This window comes from Kosakonia sp. 1610 (genome assembly GCF_050435845.1).
GTDB lineage: Bacteria > Pseudomonadota > Gammaproteobacteria > Enterobacterales > Enterobacteriaceae > Kosakonia > Kosakonia cowanii.
The window spans coordinates 62,158-75,646 of the sequence record NZ_JBNDKZ010000015.1; the positions used below are offsets into that span (position 1 = coordinate 62,158).

General features: G+C 59.7%; 12 protein-coding genes and 1 pseudogene. 2 read left to right on the forward strand and 11 right to left on the reverse strand.

Annotated features, from left to right (window positions below; genetic code table 11):
• Positions 1-319: 319 nt before the first annotated feature.
• The 6 genes from ABIC80_RS23280 to ABIC80_RS23305 are packed head-to-tail and all read right to left on the reverse strand — an operon-like array spanning position 320 to position 6,432.
• The gene (locus ABIC80_RS23280) at positions 320-1,318 is read right to left on the reverse strand and encodes a carbohydrate kinase family protein (RefSeq protein ID WP_429178720.1); all 999 of its coding nucleotides are present in this window, start codon (positions 1,316-1,318) and stop codon (positions 320-322) included.
• Positions 1,318-2,178, reverse strand: a complete 861-nt coding sequence (locus tag ABIC80_RS23285) for a ketose 1,6-bisphosphate aldolase (RefSeq protein ID WP_429178722.1) — start codon at positions 2,176-2,178, stop codon at positions 1,318-1,320. Before ABIC80_RS23285 ends, ABIC80_RS23280 begins: the two co-directional genes overlap by 1 nt.
• Positions 2,179-2,189: 11 nt before the next feature.
• Positions 2,190-2,876, reverse strand: a complete 687-nt coding sequence (locus ABIC80_RS23290; RefSeq protein WP_270221130.1) for a D-lyxose/D-mannose family sugar isomerase — start codon at positions 2,874-2,876, stop codon at positions 2,190-2,192.
• Between the two features lie 47 nt (positions 2,877-2,923).
• Positions 2,924-3,865, reverse strand: coding sequence for an ABC transporter substrate-binding protein (locus ABIC80_RS23295; protein ID WP_042712719.1), 942 nt, complete (start codon positions 3,863-3,865; stop codon positions 2,924-2,926).
• A gap of 40 nt (positions 3,866-3,905) precedes the next feature.
• Positions 3,906-4,907, reverse strand: coding sequence for an ABC transporter permease subunit (locus tag ABIC80_RS23300; RefSeq protein WP_180344267.1), 1,002 nt, complete (start codon positions 4,905-4,907; stop codon positions 3,906-3,908).
• Between the two features lies 1 nt (position 4,908).
• Entirely contained in the window at positions 4,909-6,432 is a 1,524-nt protein-coding gene (locus ABIC80_RS23305; protein WP_429178724.1) for a sugar ABC transporter ATP-binding protein, read from the reverse strand.
• Between the two features lie 125 nt (positions 6,433-6,557).
• Between ABIC80_RS23305 and ABIC80_RS23310 the strand changes: the two genes are divergently transcribed.
• Positions 6,558-9,122, forward strand: a complete 2,565-nt coding sequence (locus ABIC80_RS23310) for an ATP-binding protein (RefSeq protein WP_429178725.1) — start codon at positions 6,558-6,560, stop codon at positions 9,120-9,122.
• 189 nt (positions 9,123-9,311) lie between these two features.
• Positions 9,312-10,784, forward strand: coding sequence for a bifunctional metallophosphatase/5'-nucleotidase (locus ABIC80_RS23315; protein WP_263753458.1), 1,473 nt, complete (start codon positions 9,312-9,314; stop codon positions 10,782-10,784).
• Positions 10,785-10,794: 10 nt separating this feature from the next.
• Here ABIC80_RS23315 and ABIC80_RS23320 read toward each other — a convergent pair whose 3' ends face one another.
• The 5 genes and pseudogenes from ABIC80_RS23320 to ABIC80_RS23340 form a co-directional block, all read right to left on the reverse strand.
• Positions 10,795-11,130 (reverse strand): low molecular weight protein tyrosine phosphatase family protein, encoded by a 336-nt coding sequence (locus ABIC80_RS23320; RefSeq protein ID WP_200580377.1) that lies wholly within the window; start codon positions 11,128-11,130, stop codon positions 10,795-10,797.
• Between the two features lie 197 nt (positions 11,131-11,327).
• Positions 11,328-11,438, reverse strand: a pseudogene (gene phnP / locus ABIC80_RS23325) (phosphonate metabolism protein PhnP); the annotation flags it as partial.
• 40 nt (positions 11,439-11,478) lie between these two features.
• Entirely contained in the window at positions 11,479-12,063 is a 585-nt protein-coding gene (phnH, locus tag ABIC80_RS23330; protein WP_313276822.1) for a phosphonate C-P lyase system protein PhnH, read from the reverse strand.
• Between the two features lie 71 nt (positions 12,064-12,134).
• Positions 12,135-12,860, reverse strand: a complete 726-nt coding sequence (gene phnF, locus ABIC80_RS23335; protein ID WP_263754778.1) for a phosphonate metabolism transcriptional regulator PhnF — start codon at positions 12,858-12,860, stop codon at positions 12,135-12,137.
• A 163-nt stretch (positions 12,861-13,023) separates the two neighbouring features.
• Positions 13,024-13,359 (reverse strand): zinc ribbon domain-containing protein YjdM, encoded by a 336-nt coding sequence (locus tag ABIC80_RS23340; protein WP_023478448.1) that lies wholly within the window; start codon positions 13,357-13,359, stop codon positions 13,024-13,026.
• Positions 13,360-13,489: the final 130 nt, after the last annotated feature.

Consider the following 13,489-nt stretch of genomic DNA (forward strand, 5'->3'; position numbering starts at 1 on the left):
CGGATGGCGCTAAACGCTTATCCGGCCTACGAATGTCCCCCGTCTGTGAATATGTGGAACGGTGTGGCTGAAACCGCGTAGGCCGGATAAGGCGCAGCCGCCATCCGGCGGTGTGCTGCATGTGGCACCGCATGCCGGATGGCGCTGACGCTTATCCGGCCTACAAATGCTGCCGGATTCTGCATGTGTGGATCGATGTGGCTGAAACGGCGTGTGCCGGATGGCGCTAAACGCTTATCCGGCGGTGTGCTGAATGTGGCACCGCATGCCGGATGGCGCTAACGCTTATCCGGCCTACAACTTCCCGACCGAAGAAGGTCTAAACCGCGATATCAAGCTGTAACTCTTCGAGGGTTTTTGCGCCGTCAATCGCGTTGGCGGACAACAAACTGGCGCGGGCGCAGGCATGGGCTAACTGAATGCTGTGCGCTAACGGCCACGCTTCGTGGCAACCGTATAAAAATCCGGCGCAAAAGGCATCTCCTGCTCCGACGCTGCCGACAATCTCCGCCTGGCTTAACATCCGCGACGGGATCCACGCTCCGGCTTCATCCGGCGCTTCACCCCACGCCCCTTCCGGGCAATGAATTACTACCCGCTGTTTTACCCCGGCCGCCAAAAGCTGCGCCGCCGCGCGGCCAATATTCTCAACGTGGGGCTTATCCTGCGCCGTGCGCATCGCCAGCCCGCTGAACTCGCCCGCTTCTAACTCGTTGATCACCAGATAATCCAGGTGCGGCAGGCAGGGCAGCACCAGCGGTTTATAGCGCGGGTCGCCTTTGCGCGATACCAGATCGAGCGAGGTCTCAAACCCCTGCTCGCGCATCTGCGCCAGCAGCCGCGCGCTGCGCGTGCCGTACTCCTCATCAGCTTTATCAAGGCTGTCGAGCAGCAGCAGATAGCCGAGATGGAAAATCTTCATCTCGCCGTTAAGCATCTCAAAGGCGTCGATATCCAGCAGCCGGTTGGCACCGGGCGAGTGAAAAAAGGTGCGCTGGCCGGAGGGATCGGTCATCACCTGCGACATTGAGGTGGGGGCGGAAGGGGTGCGCTGCACATGCTGGCGATTGACATGGTACTGATCGAGCATCGCCATAATGTAGTCGCCGTCGCCATCTTCGCCCACCAGCCCGACCGCCTGCAGCGGCAGGCCAACGTGCATTTTCGCCAGCGTCAGCAGCACATTAAGCGGCGCGCCGCCCGTCGAGCGTTCGCTCTGGACAATCTCCGCCAGCCAGCCGCGCTCCGGCCACTGGGCAATATGGTGGACGTGATCCACCAGCATATTGCCGGCGGCGATAACCCCATGGCGGGCCATCAGCACTGCCCCGCGCTGCCGAAGATGCGCATCTGCCCGGCCACCGTATCGGCAATCGCCTCTTCAACACTGAGCAGTAGTTGGGCGAACTCATCATACAGCGGCTGGCGATCCGCCATACGCTGCTCAATGGCGCCAAGCGCCGCCTGCGACATGCCGGTGTAGAAGTTGATTTTATGAATGCCAAGCGAAATGGCGCGACGAAAATCCTCATCGCTGATGCCTGAGCCGCCATGCAGCACCAGCGGCAGGCCGGTCTGCTGGCGAATGGCATCGAGGCGGGCGAAATCGAGCTTCGGTTCGCCCTTATATTTGCCGTGCGCATTACCGATGGCGACCGCCAGCGTGTCGATGCCGGTGCGATCGACAAACTCCCGCGCCAGCGCCGGATCGGTGAAGCACGCTTCATCGGCGTGACCATACAGCGCGCCGCCCTCATCGCCGCCAACCGCGCCTAATTCTGCCTCCACCGAGACGCCCACGGCGTGGCACATCTTCACCACTTCCCGCGTCTGGCGAATATTCTCTTCATACTCCAGCGCGGAGCCGTCGAACATCACCGAACTGAAACCGAGGCGCAGGGCGCGCACCACCGACTCAAAATGCAGGCCGTGATCGAGGTTAAGCACTACCGGAATATCGCTGCGCGCGGCTTCAAACTTCACCGCCTCCACCAGCGACTCCAGCGAGACATACTTAAAGTGCACTTCGGCAATATTGATAATAAACGGCGAGCGCTCCCGCTTTGCGGCGGCGAACAGCGCGCGCAGAAAGTGGGAGTCGAGCACGTTAAACGCGCCTAAGGCGTAGTGGTGCTCGCGCGCATGCGCCAGCACTGCGGCGAGAGAGATCATGGGCATAACCGCCTCCTTTACCCTAAAAAGAGTGAGTACTCATTACAGAGCACCAGATGTGCCGGTTCATCCTCCAGCACGTCGCTAAAGCGGTTCGCCGGGTTGAGGAAGTGGTTGTCGTGCTGGTCATCGTTAACCGATGAGACCTCGCCGACCAGCACATCGCCAAACCCCGGCTCGCCCCAAAAGCTATGATAAAGCCCCGGTGTGACACAAATGCTTTCCCCTGGTGAGAGGCGCAGCTGGCTGCCCGCCGCGTGCGTGTGTCGGCAGCCATCGATGACCACGGTAACGTCGCTGCTGTCAGTCTGGTGCTGCGCATCCGCGTTCCACAGTTCAATAATTAAGTTTCCGCCGCCGCGATTAATGATGTCCTCGCGCTTGCGCCAGTGCAGATGCATTGGCGTTAGCTGCCCGTCGCGCACATGCATAATTTTCTCTGCATAGCACTTGGCATAGGGCGCGCCGTCCGGCGAGCCGTTGCGCAGGGTAAAGAGCGTCAGCCCCTCGGCGTAGAAGTTGTCGCCGCCAAAGGCGGTGACATCCCACCCCAGCTTTAGCTCGAATACTTCTCGCCACGCCTCATGATCCAGCTCGCGCCACTGGGTCGGCGCAAAGCTGGCAAAAGGCGGCAGATGCACGTCGTGCTTCGAGAAAAACTGCCGCGTATGGCCGAGAATGTCATTAATGGCAGAGCGTTTCATCGTCTCTCCGTATCGCGCTCTCCCTCCCGCGCGGGGAGGGAGAGGGCTTATTTCACCGTCCAGCCTTTGTAGTTGGCGACGCTCTGCTTATCGATCAGCGTCACCGGGATCAGCACCGGCTCTTTCGGCGCGGGCTTGCCTTGCAGAATGTCGTACCCAATCTCCACCGCGCGCGCCGCCATCACCTGCGGATCCTGCGCCGGGGTGGCAACAAACAGCGAGTTCTTACGCTTCAGCGCCTCTTCACCATCCGGGCTGCCATCGACGCCAACGATAAAGAACTCGTTACGTTGTGCCTGTTTGGCTGCCAGATCGGCACCGATCGCTGTCGGATCGTTAATCGCGAACACGCCGTCGATTTTCGGGTTCGCCGCCAGCAGGGAGGTCATCACTTCCAGCCCGCCTTCACGGCTGCCTTTGGCGTTCTGGTTATCAGAGAGCACCTTGATATCCGGGTGACGTTTAAACTCTTTCTGGCACCCTTCGACACGGTTCTGTACCGCGGAAACCGGCGGCCCGTTGATGATCACCACATTGCCTTTGCCCTTCAGGCGATCGGTGATGTATTTACAGGCCATTTCGCCCGCCTGGGTGTTATCGGAGGTGATTGTCGCATCGGCACCTTCTGCCGCCACGTCCACCGCCACTACCACAATGCCAGCCTCTTTCGCCCGCTTAACCGCCGGGCCGATGCCTTTTGAATCCGCGGCGTTGAGGATGATCATGTCAACCTTCGCCGCGATAAAGTTATCAATCTGGCCGACCTGCTGACCGAGGTCGTAGCCGCTGGAGACCAGCGTCACTTTGACCTTATCGCCCGCCAGCTTGCGCGCTTCCAGCTCCGCGCCTTTGGTGATCTGCACAAAGAAGGGGTTGGCGAGATCGCCTACCGTAACGCCGATAGATTTCAGTTCTTTCGCCTGAACGAACGGCGTCGCGGCGAGCAGGGCCGTGGCGCAGAGCGCGGTGACAAGAGGTTTAAGACGCATGCTGTAATCCTCACTTATGTTGCTGTTTTGTAGGGTTTTATTATGCTGCCTGATGGTGTCGGGTACGGTATTTGTCAATCAGCACCGCTATGATGATCACCGCCCCTTTGATCACCAGTTGCCAGAAGTAGGAGACGCCCATCAGCGTCATGCCGTTGTTAAGGGTGGCGATGATTAACGCGCCGACCAGCGTGCCGGTGATGGTGCCGATACCGCCGACAAAACTGGTGCCGCCGAGTATGACCGCCGCAATCGCATCCAGCTCGTAGCCCATGCCAAGGTTGCCGTTGGCGCTGTAAAGGCGCGAGGCGCTCATCACCCCGCCAAGGCCGGAGAGCAGCCCGCTAATGCCGTAGACGAAGAGTAAAACCAGCCACACTTTGATGCCGGTAAGGCGCGCTGCCTGCATGTTGCCGCCGACCGCGTAGATATGAACGCCAAGGGTGGTGCGGCGCAGAATAAACCAGCACACCGCAATTACCGCCAGCGCAATCACTACCAGCCATGGCACCGGGCCGAGATAGTTATTGCCGATCCACTCAAAGCTGATGTCCGAGTTGATCACCGTGGTGCCATCCGCCAGCAGATAGGCCGCGCCGCGCAGCGCCGTATAGGTGCCAAGCGTGACAATAAAGGGTGGTAATCCGGCAAAGGCGACCAGCGCGCCGTTAAACAGGCCGAGCAGCAGGCCGAGCATCAGCGCAGCGGGCACCGAGAGCATCGACAGCTCCGGCATCAGCGATACCACCATCGCCGCCACCGCCGTGGTACCAAGAATTGAGCCAACCGAAAGATCGATCCCGCCAGTGAGAATGATGAAGGTCATACCTGCCGCCAGCACGATGTTGATCGACGCCTGGCGGGTAATATTCAGCAGGTTGCTCTCGGTAAAGAAGTTCGGCGCGATAAAGCCAAAAACCGCGACGATCAGGATGAGAATCGGCAGGATGCCGACGGTTTGCATCAGATCGCCCATCAGCACTTTTTTGGCGGAGGCAGATTTGGCCTCCTGCTGCGGCGTGGTGGCCGGGTGTGGTTTCATTTCAGTCATGGTGTACCGCCTGGTGATGGGTGTCGTGAACGCCGGTCGCCAGCGTCATAATCTCTTCCTGGGTGATAGCCTCGCCCTGCAACTCGCCAGCGATAGTGCCTTCGCGCATCACATAGACGCGGTCGCTCATGCCGACCACCTCCGGCAGTTCGCTGGAGATCATCAGGATCGCCACCCCTTCGCGCGCCATCTGGTTCATGATCCGGTAGATCTCGCTCTTCGCGCCGACATCAACGCCGCGCGTCGGCTCATCAAGGATCAGGATGCGTGGGCCAATTGCCACCCAGCGCGAGATAAGCAGTTTCTGCTGGTTGCCGCCGGACAAACCGCCCGCCCGCACCTGCGCGTGCGGCACGCGAATATTGAGTAATTTGATCGCGTCATCGGAGAGGGCTTGCGCCTTTTTGCGGTTCAGCATGCCCCACAACGCATCGCGCTCCAGCGTCGCCATGGTGATGTTCTCCTGCGCTGCCAGTTCAAGGAATAGCCCCTGCTCTTTGCGGTTCTCGGTCAAAAAGCCGATGCCAAGATCGATCGCCGCGCGCGGGGAGTGGATCACTACCGGTTCGCCATCGATCTCAATCATGCCGCCGGTCGCTTTGCGCACGCCGAAAATCAGCTGCGCCAGCTCGGATCGCCCGGCACCCACCAGCCCGGCAAGGCCGACAATTTCACCGGCGCGCACCTGCAGGCTGACCGGTTGGATCTTGCCGCCATCGGTGAGATGGTGAACGGTAAGACGCGGTTTACCGGGGGTGATATCACGCGCTTTATTAAACAGATCGCTGAGCGGTCGCCCGACCATCATGCGCACCAGTTCGGCGGCGTTGAGGTTGTCGCGCGTCAGGCTGCCAACATACTGGCCGTCGCGCAGCACGCTGACGCGATCCGAAAGTTCATACACTTCCGCCATGCGGTGGCTGATATAGATAATCGCCATTCCCTCATCGCGCAGGCGCATGATCAGTTCAAACAGGCGGTGAGTTTCACGGGAAGAGAGGGCGGCGGTGGGTTCATCCATCACCAGAATACGGCTGTTGCGGTGCAGGGCGCGGGCGATCTCCACCTGCTGCTGCTCGGCGATGGTCAGCTTCATCACCCGGTCGGTGGCGCTGAAATTGGCACCAAGACGGTCAATTACCGCCTGCGCCTGTGCCGCCATGGTTTTGCGCTGCACCAGCCCGCCGCGTGCGATTTCGCTGCCGAGAAAGATGTTCTCCGCCACCGTTAAGTTAGGCGCGAGCTGCATCTCTTGATAGATGAGGGTGATCCCGGCGGCAAGGGCGTCTTTTGGCCCGCGAATGGTGTGAGGCTTGCCGTCGATCAGGATCTCGCCGCTGGTGGCGCTGTAGGCCCCGGCGAGGATCTTCATCAGCGTGCTTTTGCCGGCACCGTTCTCTCCCATTAAGGCATGGATCTCGCCGGGCCAGACCGTCAGGTCCACCCCTTTGAGGGCGTAAAACTTGCCGAACACTTTGGCAATATTACGCATCTCCAGCACGGGCACATTAGGCATGACGAAGCTCCTGCGAGTGACGATTTACGCACTTCATCACACGTTGGTAAATGGAGAATGTCAGAAGCTGTTCATATTTGTCATAGTGGCGCCACGCCACTGTTGTGACCTCTCCCGGAGCCGCTATGCCCTATCGCGCCAACCCCTTTTTCACCAGCGCCCGCGGGCGACTGCTCTTTTTCAATGTGCTGGTGGTGGCGGTGACGTTAATGGTCTGCGCCGTGGCGGTGCTCGGCTTTCGCCACGCCAGCCAGTTGCAGGAGCAGGTGCAGCAGCAGACGCTGGATGATATGACCGCCAGCATGAACCTCGCCCGCGATACCGCCAGCGTCGCCACCGCTGCGGTGCGGCTTTCGCAGGTGGTTGGCGCGCAGGAGTACAAAGGGGAGGCGGAGCGGCTGAAAGCGACGCAAAGCGCGCTGCAACGCTCATTAACGCAGCTGGCAAACGCGCCGCTGGCACGGCTCGAACCGCAGCTGGTGGCGCAGATCACCCGCCGCAGCCAGGCGTTACAGCAGAGCGTCACAGAGATGCTGGAGCGGGGGCAGCGGCGCCACCTTGAGCGCAACGCGCTGCTTAGCTCCCTCTACCAGAATCAGAGCTATTTACGCCATTTGCAGACCATCGCCGCGCGCGACGGGCTGAACACCCCCGACCCGCGCCTGCTCAGTGAGATGGACAGGCTGCTTCTCGCCGCCATTCAGACGCCGTCGCCGCGCGCCACGCTGGCGCAACTGGCTGAGATTGTCGGCCAGCTCCCGACGCGGGCGGGCGATCCGCTGCTCGATTTTATCCTGCCCGATTTTCAGGCCGAGCTTAACAAGCTGATGCCACTCGCGGGCCAGCTGGAGGAGAGCGATCTGGCGATCACCTGGTCGATGTTTCATATCAAAGCGCTGGGCGCGCTGCTTAATAACGATATCAACCAGTATGTGGCGGAAGTGGCGCAGGCCTCTGAACAGCGCACCGCTCAGAGCCACCAGGAGATGCGCTCCATCAGCATCTTTATCAGCCTGTTTGCGCTGCTGGCGCTGGCAATCACCGCCTGCGCCGGTTGGTATATCTACCGCAATCTGGGATCGAACCTGACCGCCATTTCACGCGCCATGTCGCGGCTGGCGCGCGGGGAATCGAATGTTTCGGTGCCTGCGCTGCAACGGCGCGACGAATTAGGCGAACTGGCGCGCGCCTTTAACGTCTTTGCCCGCAACACCGCTTCGCTCGAGCACACTTCCACGCTTTTAAAAGAGAAGAGCACGCAGCTGGAGACCACCTTTCATGCCATGCGCGACGGCTTTGCACTGTTTGATAACCAGGGCTGCCTGGTGGTGTGGAACCCGCAATATCCGCTGCTTTTGGGCCTCGGCGAGGAGCCGCTGCGGCGCGGTCAGCACTACCACAGCCTGCTGCGCCAGGTGAGCGATCTTCCCGGCCATGTGCAGGAGAACCTGGCGCGCCCGCTGCCGTTAACCCAGGAGCTGCGGCTGGCGGATAACCGCACCATTGAGCTGCGATTCAGCCCGGTGCCGGGGCGCGGGATGGTCAACGTGGTGCTGGATCGCACCGAGCGCAAAGGGCTGGAGGAGGCGCTGCTGCACAGCCAGAAGATGAAAGCCGTCGGCCAGCTTACCGGCGGGCTGGCGCACGATTTTAATAACCTGCTGGCGGTGATTATTGGCAGCCTGGAGCTGGCCGCAACCGACTCGCCGGACGCAGCGCGCATTTCCCGTGCGCTGAAAGCCGCCGAACGCGGGGCGCTGCTCACCCAGCGGCTGCTGGCCTTTTCACGCAAGCAGTCGCTCCATCCGCACGCGGTAGAGATGCAGGCGCTGCTGGAGAATCTCGACGAGCTGCTGCGCCACTCGCTCCCCTCAACGCTGACCCTTGAGATTGAAGCGCAGCACGCCGCCTGGCCGGCGTGGATCGACGTCGGGCAACTGGAGAACGCCATCATCAACCTGGTGATGAACGCCCGTGATGCGATGGAGGGACAAACGGGCGTGATCAAAGTGCGCACCTGGAACCAGCGCGTTACCCGCACCGACGGGCGCAGGCAGGATATGGTGGCGCTGGAGGTGATCGACAGCGGCTGCGGCATGTCGCAGGAGGTCAAAGCGCGGGTGTTTGAACCCTTCTTTACCACCAAACAGACCGGCAGCGGCAGCGGGCTGGGCTTGTCGATGGTTTACGGCTTTGTGCGCCAGTCCGGCGGACGGGTGGAGATTGAAAGTAACCCAGGGCAGGGCACCACGGTGCGTTTACAACTGCCGCGCGCCACTCTCCCGGCGGTGAGCAGCGTTGAACCGGCCAGCGATGCGCGACATGTGCGCAGCGACACGCTGATTCTGGTGCTGGAGGATGAAGCCGACGTGCGCCAGACCCTGTGCGAGCAGCTTCACGAGCTGGGCTACCTGACGCTGGAGGCGGAAAACGGTGACGCGGCGCTACAGATGCTTGCGGCTTCCACCGAGATTGGCGCGCTGATCAGCGACTTAATGCTGCCGGGGCGCTTAAGCGGTGCGGAGGTGATCGCCGCCGCTCGCCAGCACGCGCCAAACTTGCCGATGCTGCTGATCAGCGGCCAGGATCTGCGCCCTGCCCACAACCCGGCGCTGCCGGAGGTCGAACTGTTACGCAAGCCCTTCACCCGCGCGCAGCTGGCGCAGGCTCTGCAACGCATTGCGGTATGAGGTGACGGCGCTCACAGGGTGATAAAAAGCTGGCTTGCCGTGACGCCTGTCGCCCGATAGATTATTTGCCTTAAGGATAGTGACTCCCTCACGGCTAAACCTGAAACCCACGCACTGGTAATTAACCTCTGCGCTGAGTTTCAGGTTTTTTTGTTTTTGTCGGTTATAAAAAAGGAAAAGGACGTAACAATGAAAAAAGGGGTAATCGCGTTTCTGCTGCTGATGAGTATCAGCGCACCGCAGGCGCAAGAGGCAAAAGTGACGCTGATTCACACCGGGGATACGCACGGGCGCGGGATGAGCGAATCGGGTATCGGCTACGGCAAAATGAGCGCCTATGTGAAAAATCTGCGCGAACAGGACGCCAACGTGCTGTTTGTGGACGTTGGCGATGCGGTAAGCGGCATGCCGGTGACCGATCTGACACAGGGGGAAAGCAATGTCCGCGCCATGAACACCATGGGTTACGACGCCTTTACGCCCGGCAATGCGGATTTTATTTTCGGCGGCCCGGAGCTGCTCTCGCTGCGGGATAAAGCCCGCTTCCCGTTTGTCTCCGCCAATATTTACCATCATGACAAGCTCGCCTTTCGCCCCTATGTGATGAAAAAGGTGGCGGGGCTGAATATCGCCATCATCGGCGTGTCGCCGCTCAATGCGATGGTGGCAACCACCGACAGCAAACTGGCCGGATTTTCCGTCAGCGATCCGATTCAGGCGGTGCGCAACACGGTGGCGCAGGTGAAGAGGAAGAGCGATCTGATCATTGTGCTGGCGCATCTCGGGAAAACCGACCCGGCGGTGAATATCACGAAGCTGGTGGAAGCGGTGCCGGAGATCGATGTGCTGGTGGATGGTCACGACCATATTGCCGTGCAGTCCGGTAAGCAGATGGGCAGAACGGTGATGGTTAACGCCGGGCAGTATGGCGACTATCTCGGTCATCTCACCTTAAGCATTAAAGATAAAAAGATTGTCGCGTGGAGTGAAAAGCTGCTGGATGTGGCGAGCTTAACGGCGCTGAAAGCGGATAGCGAAACCGAATCCTGTATCGAGCAAGCGCGGGCTGCAAGCGCGGAGGTGCTTAATAACGTGGTGATGGCGCTCCCCTTTACCCTCAACGGCCAGCGTGAGCGGGTGCGCTCCGGGCAGACCAACCTCGGCAGCCTGCTGGCAGATGCCGAACGGGAGTATGCCAACGCCGATATCGCCTTTACCGTTGGCGCATTTCTGCGCGACAGCATTCCGGCGGGGCCCGTGACCTATGGCGACGTGCTGAATGCGCTGCCGTTTCGCCTGCCGCTGGTGACACGGGAGATGAGCGGCGAGCAGATCAAAGCGTTCATTGAGCACAACTATGCGCAGCAGAACATTATTTCCGGGGCGTATGCCCACGTCAGCGGCCTGCGTTTCAGCGTCGATTTCACCCGACCCGCCGGGGATCGCATGACCTCGATTGAGGTCAACGGTCAGCCGCTGGCGCGGGATAAAATCTATCGCGTGGCGTGTAATGAGCAGGTGAGCGATTTTGGCATTCGCGACATCGCCATCCGCGATCGTTACGATGTGCCGATGGCGGAGCTGCTGACGGAGTATGTGAATAAGCACGCGCCGCTGATCTCACCCGCGCCGCGTGTGCAGTTTCTCCACCCGGCGGGGTAATTTTTAGCGCTTAGGCAGGGACGCGCAGCCCTAGCCGTTCGGGAACAATATCTTCCAGCATGGCGACCAGCTGCGGGTCCATAAAGGCGTAGTGATTCGGGATATTGAGCACATGCACCGGTTTATGCTGCACCAGACGGGTATAGTCGGTCAGCAGGCGCTCTTTGTGCTCCTCTTCCATGACGCAGATAACATCTGCCCAGGAGAGAATGGCGGGCGAAACGGTTTTTTTTGCCTGGCGTTGCATGCCGGCGGAGCGGGCATTGAGCCCAGGATAGCGGCGAAACAGCTGCTCAGCGGTGGGGCTGCGCCATTGGTTCCGGCTACAAATAAAAAGCACATTCATGCAAGTCGATACTCATCAAGCCGCGCTGAGCGCACTACGTCGTGTCATACGCGGGTATTAAGACCCGGTTGCGTTATTTTCTGGCAACCCTCTGGTGCGAGTCTGTCCGCTTCATCCTACAAACGACCACATACTGGCTGCTTTCCGCCCCTGCATCGCCGGGCGTTGCGGGACGCAATATAGCCACAATGGTCAGTCTAATCCAGCACAATCCGCAGGCCATCATAACCCGCTTCAGGCCCCGTCGGCAGCGGGTTTTTCATCATCCCTTGATCAAGGGCATATCTGATATGCGTTAGGATAAGTCGTGCAGCGTCTCACACCCGGTTTAAGGTCATTCTTACCCTATCAACACACTTCCACCAGGATGGTTCTTGGGATTGCTAACATGCGTTCGCCGCAGGTGAGGATCACATCGATTCCGCTCGGAAACGAGTGCGGGCGGTCGGTTAACTCATCGGTGATGCACTCCGGCAGCAGCGGGGCGATCATTCGCTCCTCCTGAATGCCGGGGCCGGTGAGCCGCAGCATCCGCCCGCCGCTGAGCGCGGGCAGTTGTAAAATCAGCGTCGCGCTGCTCTCTGCATTTAACGGCTGACCCACGGGCAGGGCGCTGAGCTGTTGATGGTTAAGGGTGCTGTCGGCAATGGCAAAGAGCGCCTGCTGCGGCGTATCCAGCAGCGGCGCTTGGGTGTGAAAGCGCAGGTTCTGGCGCAGCAGATCGTTATCCAGCGCGTTTGCGATCCACAGCGGCGTGTCGCTGTTTGCCAGTGTTAACAGAACGCTGGTGGTGGCTGCGTTGAGCGGCGGCCAGCTGTGTTTCAGCTGCGGCAGGGCGACAATCACCCCCGGCTCGCTCATTGCTTTTAACAGGCGACGAAAGGCGTGCTGAGCGTCGTGAACCGCCGACGCGAAGGCGGGTTGTAGTGTCATGCATTCTCTCCGCGCACCGCAACAGAGGCCTCGACCCGGCCGGTGTGGCGCGTAGGGGTATCAACCTGCATTCAGTGCTCCATAGTAAATTCGATCATGTCGGCGCGATTCAGGCTGACGGAGTACTCCGTTGCGTTGATCTCACCGTCACGGTGGTTAAGGGTGCGCACGCAGAGCAGCGGCGCCATAGTGGGGATCTCCAGCCAGCAGCTCTCTTTCACCTGCGCACGGCGTGCGCTGATGCGCGTTTGCGTGCGCTTCAGCTCAAGACCGGCGCGATCGCGCAGAAAGTCATGCAGCGACCCGCTGTTAAACTCTTGCAGCAGCGGCCAGAGCTGGCGGTCAGCAAAGTAGTGATCGATAAGACAAAGCGCGACGCCGTTCACCCGGCGACGGGTGCGCAGATGAATGACGTTATCGCCTTCGGTAATGCCGAGCGCATCGGCGACATGGCCGGAGGCCGGGCGCAATACCGCCAGCAGCCGTTCGCTGGTGGGATGGCTCCCCTGATCGAGCAGGTTCTGGCTAAAACGCGCCTGCGCATTGAGCGGGTAGTCGAACGGGCGCATCAACACCAACACGCCAACGCCCTGGCGGCGCTGCACCCAGCCCTTTTCGACCAGCTGATCGATGGCGCGGCGCAGAGTGTGGCGGTTGACCTGAAAGCGCGCGGCCAGCTGCTGTTCGGCGGGCAGCCAGTCACCACAGTGATAGTGGGTACGCAGCTCCTGCTCCAGTTTGGCGGCGATCTCCTGGTAACGTGTTGGGAAGCTGGTCGGATGTCTGGATAAGTGGATAGTCATCATTCCCCCGCAGACTCAGTTAATGTGGCTCTATGGTGCCGGGGGAATGTTGCAGTTGGGTTATGTATTGATTGCGGCAGGATGAAAAAAGAAAAAGGAGCCACGATCGGCTCCCTGTTTTGGTGGTGTACCGGCGGTAAACTCCGCCGGCGAATCATCAATTCTTTTTAACGAATTCTGATTTCAGTTTCATTGGCCCGAAGCCATCGATTTTACAATCGATATTATGGTCGCCTTCCACCAGGCGAATATTCTTCACTTTGGTGCCGATCTTCAACATTGAAGAACTGCCTTTTACTTTCAAGTCTTTAATTACGGTCACGCTGTCGCCGTCGGCTAACAGATTACCATTTGCGTCTTTGACGATTAATTCATCGCTCACCGACGCGGGTTCGGCATCGTTCCACTCGTGGGCGCATTCCGGGCAAACGAACATGCCATTATCTTCATAGGTGTATTCGGAATTACATTTTGGGCAGTGGGGAAGTTGCATAGGGGTTACCTCAAACAAGAGCAGAGAGAGCCGGATGTTTACCGGCACAAAAGGCGCAGTGCCTGAAAGCGCGCGATTATACAGCAAAACCGTACAATTGCCGTTGTTATTATTTCTTTAATCCCGGAGA

Coding starts and splice junctions, on each gene's coding strand:
- ABIC80_RS23280 (WP_429178720.1), bottom strand. CDS start 1,318: ATGGCCCGCCATGGGGTTATCGCCGCCGGCAATATGCTGGTGGATCAC.
- ABIC80_RS23285 (WP_429178722.1), bottom strand. CDS start 2,178: ATGCCCATGATCTCTCTCGCCGCAGTGCTGGCGCATGCGCGCGAGCAC.
- ABIC80_RS23290 (WP_270221130.1), bottom strand. CDS start 2,876: ATGAAACGCTCTGCCATTAATGACATTCTCGGCCATACGCGGCAGTTT.
- ABIC80_RS23295 (WP_042712719.1), bottom strand. CDS start 3,865: ATGCGTCTTAAACCTCTTGTCACCGCGCTCTGCGCCACGGCCCTGCTC.
- ABIC80_RS23300 (WP_180344267.1), bottom strand. CDS start 4,907: ATGAAACCACACCCGGCCACCACGCCGCAGCAGGAGGCCAAATCTGCC.
- ABIC80_RS23305 (WP_429178724.1), bottom strand. CDS start 6,432: ATGCCTAATGTGCCCGTGCTGGAGATGCGTAATATTGCCAAAGTGTTC.
- ABIC80_RS23310 (WP_429178725.1), top strand. CDS start 6,558: ATGCCCTATCGCGCCAACCCCTTTTTCACCAGCGCCCGCGGGCGACTG.
- ABIC80_RS23315 (WP_263753458.1), top strand. CDS start 9,312: ATGAAAAAAGGGGTAATCGCGTTTCTGCTGCTGATGAGTATCAGCGCA.
- ABIC80_RS23320 (WP_200580377.1), bottom strand. CDS start 11,130: ATGAATGTGCTTTTTATTTGTAGCCGGAACCAATGGCGCAGCCCCACC.
- phnH (WP_313276822.1), bottom strand. CDS start 12,063: ATGACACTACAACCCGCCTTCGCGTCGGCGGTTCACGACGCTCAGCAC.
- ABIC80_RS23340 (WP_023478448.1), bottom strand. CDS start 13,359: ATGCAACTTCCCCACTGCCCAAAATGTAATTCCGAATACACCTATGAA.